General features: G+C 41.2%; 8 protein-coding genes and 1 pseudogene. 6 read left to right on the forward strand and 3 right to left on the reverse strand.

Annotation, left to right across the window (positions count from 1 at the left end):
• Positions 1 to 232, forward strand: a 232-nt coding sequence (locus IM507_RS13195; protein ID WP_272071878.1) for a hypothetical protein, incomplete at its 5' end; no start/stop codon positions are given.
• A gap of 349 nt (positions 233 to 581) precedes the next feature.
• Positions 582 to 1,307: a GUN4 domain-containing protein gene (locus IM507_RS13200; RefSeq protein ID WP_002733427.1), complete on the forward strand. Its 726-nt coding sequence runs from the start codon at positions 582 to 584 to the stop codon at positions 1,305 to 1,307.
• A 36-nt stretch (positions 1,308 to 1,343) separates the two neighbouring features.
• On the opposite strand, the gene thyD is transcribed toward IM507_RS13200, so the two are convergent.
• The 3 genes from thyD to petM all read right to left on the reverse strand — a co-directional run bounded on the left by thyD (position 1,344) and on the right by petM (position 3,095).
• The gene (thyD, locus tag IM507_RS13205) at positions 1,344 to 2,291 is read right to left on the reverse strand and encodes a thylakoid membrane protein ThyD (RefSeq protein WP_002734480.1); all 948 of its coding nucleotides are present in this window, start codon (positions 2,289 to 2,291) and stop codon (positions 1,344 to 1,346) included.
• A 225-nt stretch (positions 2,292 to 2,516) separates the two neighbouring features.
• On the reverse strand, positions 2,517 to 2,876 hold the full coding sequence (gene psb28 / locus IM507_RS13210) for a photosystem II reaction center protein Psb28 (RefSeq protein WP_002733459.1): 360 nt from the start codon (positions 2,874 to 2,876) through the stop codon (positions 2,517 to 2,519).
• A 105-nt stretch (positions 2,877 to 2,981) separates the two neighbouring features.
• Positions 2,982 to 3,095 (reverse strand): cytochrome b6-f complex subunit PetM, encoded by a 114-nt coding sequence (petM, locus tag IM507_RS13215; protein WP_002731506.1) that lies wholly within the window; start codon positions 3,093 to 3,095, stop codon positions 2,982 to 2,984.
• On the opposite strand from petM, the gene IM507_RS13220 reads away from it, so the two are divergent.
• The 4 genes and pseudogenes from IM507_RS13220 to IM507_RS13235 form a co-directional block, all read left to right on the forward strand.
• A complete protein-coding gene (locus IM507_RS13220) occupies positions 3,094 to 3,243 on the forward strand; it encodes a hypothetical protein (protein ID WP_002734390.1) in 150 nt (49 codons plus the stop codon). The two genes, petM and IM507_RS13220, sit on opposite strands and share 2 nt — an antisense overlap.
• 175 nt (positions 3,244 to 3,418) lie before the next feature.
• On the forward strand, positions 3,419 to 3,919 hold the full coding sequence (locus IM507_RS13225) for a DUF192 domain-containing protein (protein WP_002731960.1): 501 nt from the start codon (positions 3,419 to 3,421) through the stop codon (positions 3,917 to 3,919).
• A gap of 370 nt (positions 3,920 to 4,289) precedes the next feature.
• Complete coding sequence (locus IM507_RS13230) at positions 4,290 to 4,484, forward strand: DUF2949 domain-containing protein (protein WP_061430188.1); 195 nt, start codon at positions 4,290 to 4,292, stop codon at positions 4,482 to 4,484.
• 176 nt (positions 4,485 to 4,660) lie between these two features.
• Positions 4,661 to 4,891: pseudogene (locus tag IM507_RS13235) on the forward strand (hypothetical protein); the annotation flags it as partial.

Below are 4,891 nucleotides of genomic sequence, written 5' to 3' on the forward strand. Positions count from 1 at the left end.
AAAAGATATTTATCAGAAAAGTCATGATCAAGCTAGAGGTTTAAAGACTGATCGGGTTCCAATTATTTTTATTAATAAATATTTTACACAATTCATACCAGGTAAGCAACAGAGCTACGCCACTACTACCGAATCATTACCCATTTTAGTAAATGGAGAGAATTCTTGTCCATTAAGAAATGTTACAAATTACATGGGTACATTAAGAAAAGTTAAGGGGCGTATCCATTGATGGATAAGGGTTTTCGGCTATTATAGTATATATGTATGGGGAAAGTTCAGTTATATTGCTTACAACTCTTTGCCAGTAAGGATTATAGCCACAATGAAGGATTTTTGTCAGGGTGAAGAATTATAAATTTTTTTCTCAGAAAAAATCAATTATTGAAAATGTTCTCAATAGTAGTTTCTACAATGAAGGTTTTTCGTCAAAATATCTTGGGAAATGTAAAGATATGTAAAAGTATATGAAGAGGTGCGGAATGTCGGTGCTAAAAATCCCTGTTTTGTCAGGAAAAAATCGAGCAGCCACCCCGAAATAGTGGTAATAGTATTGAAGGAGTGGTCTTAAAAGTGATGATATGACTGACCAGAATGGCGTGTTAGTAGAAGAACAAAGCGAGGATATTACCCGTAAGATGAGTCAATTAGCCACCGAGTCGCCGAAAAATCAATTACAAATCCTGACACAATTAGCCGAGGCCGGAGAAGGTGGCCTAACTGTGTTGAGAGATTTTTTATTAGCCTGGCGTCCCACTCCCGTTAATCTGGTGACAGGTAAGGCCTATCAATTGCTATACCAAGATAATAGCACTCAGAGCAAGGAATTTTTAGCTAATTATTTCCCCACGGGTATTGTTCCCCTAGACAGTGCTAAAGGTATCGATTATCGACTTTTACAGGAATTATTGGCTAAACAGGATTTTCAAACTGCCGATAGTCTCACCCGTCAAAAACTCTGTGAATTAGCAGGAGAAGGGGCAATACAGAGGAAATGGGTCTATTTTACGGAAGTGGAAGCTTTCCCCGGTGTAGATATTCAGACTATTGATAATCTTTGGTTAGTTCATTCGGAAGGAAAATTCGGTTGGTCGGTGCAGCGCAAATTATGGATCGGTGTCGGTCAAGATTTCCCGAAACTTTGGCCGAAAATTGGCTGGAAAAATGGCAATAATTGGACAAAATACCCCCAAGAATTTATCTGGGATTTAAGCGCTCCCGTGGGTCATTTACCCCTGTTAAATCAACTGCGCGGGGTGAGAGTGGCTGCCTCTTTATTCTCCCATCCCGTCTGGAGTGAAAAATAGATTGAGAACACTGAGTCCAGCTACTGTATCAGATTTCTACATTTTCGGGACAATTTCCTCTAAGGCCGCTTCTAGATTAGGATAACGATAGTCAAAACCGATCGCTTGGGTGGCTTTTGGCAGCACTTCTTGACCTTCTAAGACGATTTTTGCCCCTTCTCCCAAGAGAATTTCGAGGGCAAAATCTGGCACTGGCAACCAAGAAGGACGATTCATTACTTCCCCTAATATCTGACAGAATTCTTTCATCCGGACGGGATTGGGTGCAGTAGCGTTGAAAGTACCGTTAATTTCTGGGCGATCGAGACAATAGATAATTAAATTAATTAAATCATCCCGATGAATCCAAGAAAACCACTGACGACCGCTGCCAATCGGTCCGCCGGCAAATAGTTTGAAGGGTGGGATCATTTTCCCTAAAGCACCCCCATTGCCTAAAACAATACCCGTGCGAAGAATGACTAAACGAGTGCCGTAATCTTTAACTTTTTGGGCGGCTGTTTCCCACTTTTTACAGACATCCGCCAGAAAATCGCCACCGGGAGGGCTATTTTCGTCAAAACTAGCGGTTTCACTGGTTCCATAGTAACCGATCGCCGATGAGTTAATTAAAACTTTCGGTTTCTGGGCAGCAAGTGCGGTCGCAACGCGCTCGCTACGCGAGATCGCCTCGACAATTTTCTCGGTGCCGATTTCCCGACTAGCGACGATTGCTCGTTTTGCTTCACCGGTCCAGCGTTCCGAAATCGGTTCTCCCGCTAGATTAATCACCGCGTCACATCCGCAAATCTCTTTTTGCCAATCCCCCGATTCTGTGGCGATATAGGGAATAATCTCTATCTTAGGATAGATTGACTTTGGGTAAATTCTTCGGGCTTTATCGGGATTGCGCGTCAAAATTAGAATATCATCGCTGCGATCAAGGAGTTTGACCACCAATCGACTCCCCACAAATCCCGTCGCCCCAGTAATCGCTATTTTCATGGTTTCTTGACTAAATTTATCCTTATTTTAGCTGGTTTTTGGCTATCAGAGTTCAGGAGTCAGTCCCGATGAAAAAATTTTCACCCCCACAGATGAAAGATGTTTCTTTCCCTACACCCCACACCCCACACCCTACACCCTCTTTCAAGTCGGTAGTCAGGAGATTATTTTTATTTGTTCTCCCCACACCCTACACCCCACACCCTACACCCCACTTCCCACTTCTCACTTATCCTGATACCCCATCCCGTTGGCTGCCGCATAACGATTCATAAAGCGCAGAAAACGCTCCCAGTGTTCATCGGTGATTTCAAAACCACATTCTACCCGTTGAATTTCATCTCCTTCATCTCCTCCAAAAATAAACTTAGTCGAGTTGGGAATAACTATAATCACTCCTTCCTCATCGGTGAGACGGAGATCGCCGTAGGTACGGGTGGTGAAACTTTGGAAACGTTCGATCGCTTTCAGGGTTTTAAAAGTCATCAGGACATTGCGAATCCCGGTATTTTTATTTTTGCGGAGACTAACACCGCTTAATTCTTCTGATAAACCGACAAAAAACTCGATCTTGGGAGTGGTCATAGGTATAGCTATAAAATTTTAGTTATTGATTTTCTCTTAATTACTTTTGATGGGAAAAAATTAGTTCATGATTACTAATAAAGTAACCATGAACGGAAAAACAAGCTATTCCGCTTCTCCACCTTGGATTTTGAGGAGGAGAAAACCCCAAGCTAATCCGACGAGGACGAGAACGATCGCCACGATCGGCCCATTAAATAACATACTTTCTGCGGTCATGGTGATTGCTCCTGAGCCTACAATAATCGATCAACAGATCAATGGTATTTTAACCTACGAAGGCGATCGACTGCTGCCAGACTGGGGCAAAATTGAAGGGGAAAATCGGCCAATAACTTTGAGAATTTTCCTAGTATATACGTTCTAGCAATCCTGCCCCTCTCCTCAAGGAAGGATGCTCACCCCCATGCTAGATATTTTTAATACTATCTTTATATTTGCCGTCACCACTTTGTGTTAGTGTCTTATCTGCTTAATTCTCCACTTATACTAGGAAAATTAAGTATTGATAACTATTGGTGATAACTGGTAAAAAATCATTTATGCTCAAGATCAAGTTAATATTATTTTTAGGTTTGTTGCTGCTGAGTTGTCAATCGACTAATCTCAATGGTAATAATAGTTCAATGGCTCAGATTACGACTGAGAATCAAGGGCAAATATTACCGATCACGGCCAAAGCAGATATTAATGGTGAGATGATTGAGTTAGAAGTGGCTCAAACCCAGGAACAACAGGCCAAGGGTTTAATGTATCGCTCATCTTTGCAGAAAAATCGCGGTATGCTATTTCCCTTTGCACAACCTCTGATGGCCCGGTTTTGGATGAAAAATGTCTCGATTCCTCTAGACATGATTTTTCTAAAAGATGGTATAGTAAAAGCAGTTTTGCTCAATGTCCCCCCTTGTGCGGTGCATCCTTGTCCTGTCTATGGTCCAAACACCATGGTTAATCAAGTGATCGAACTAGCTGGGGGTCGAGCGAAAGAATTAGGAGTGAAAGAAGGAGATAAAATTAAGATTGAGTCTATCTCAAGACCTTAATTTTTGAAAATGGGGTTAACTTTCTTATAAAAAGTGTCCCTTGTCTGGAAATATAAGTATGGCTTTTAGAAGCTATTACGCACTTATACTGTTTAAGATATAACCATATCGATTAGGATTTTTATAGTCTATCAAGTCATAGATTGAATAATCTTTACCCTTGCTATGGATTAAACAGAGACAAAATTCTGCTCGATCTAACGGGACTATCTTAAGAGAGCCAGCGATTTTTGTGAAAGCACTCTCTATCATCGAGATAGCTTAGATACAGAAAAAACGGTCGCAAGACTAACTGTCCTTGAAACCGCTCAGGTAGTGTTTTGTTAAAATCACGAGATATACTATAACTATTGAGGAAAAAAATCCCCCTATGTCCACGATTGCCTATTCCCAATTCCGACGATTTCTGCAAGAGGAATTGTCCCTTCCCCAAGAATCGATCGCTATGGCCGAGCGCTCGATCCAATCTGATAAAATTCATTTACCGATGATTCTCTGGCAGTACGGTTTAGTGACCTTGGAACAATTAGACAAAATTTATGATTTTCTCGAAGATGTAGTCTAATCTTACAATTGCTCACTATTGACAAGGAGAATAATTGCCATGGATCCTCATAGTTTCTGGCACAGTCTGAAAATTACGATCCCAAAAACTACCAATCATCACTTGAGAAGTGGGTTATTTAAACCCACTTTTTTAATAACTATACAATTGAGAATTATCGATTAACTGCTCAGTCCATGAAACCCCATGACCAATTTGCCAAAAACTACCTTGAACAATTACTTTCTCCCCTGGGAATCGTCGAAATCAGCAAAGAAGTCAGCGACGAAACCCGACAGATAGATTTATTTTTTTCCCCCAATCCCGAACCCAACCCCGATTATCTGGGATTATTAGGCAGAATTGTCCTTAATACTGTCTTAATTGAACCCTATCGCAATCCTCCCAACCGGAGCGAGATTCGTAAT

Source organism: Microcystis sp. M20BS1, assembly GCF_020245305.1.
GTDB classification, from domain to species: Bacteria; Cyanobacteriota; Cyanobacteriia; order Cyanobacteriales; family Microcystaceae; genus Microcystis; species Microcystis ichthyoblabe_A.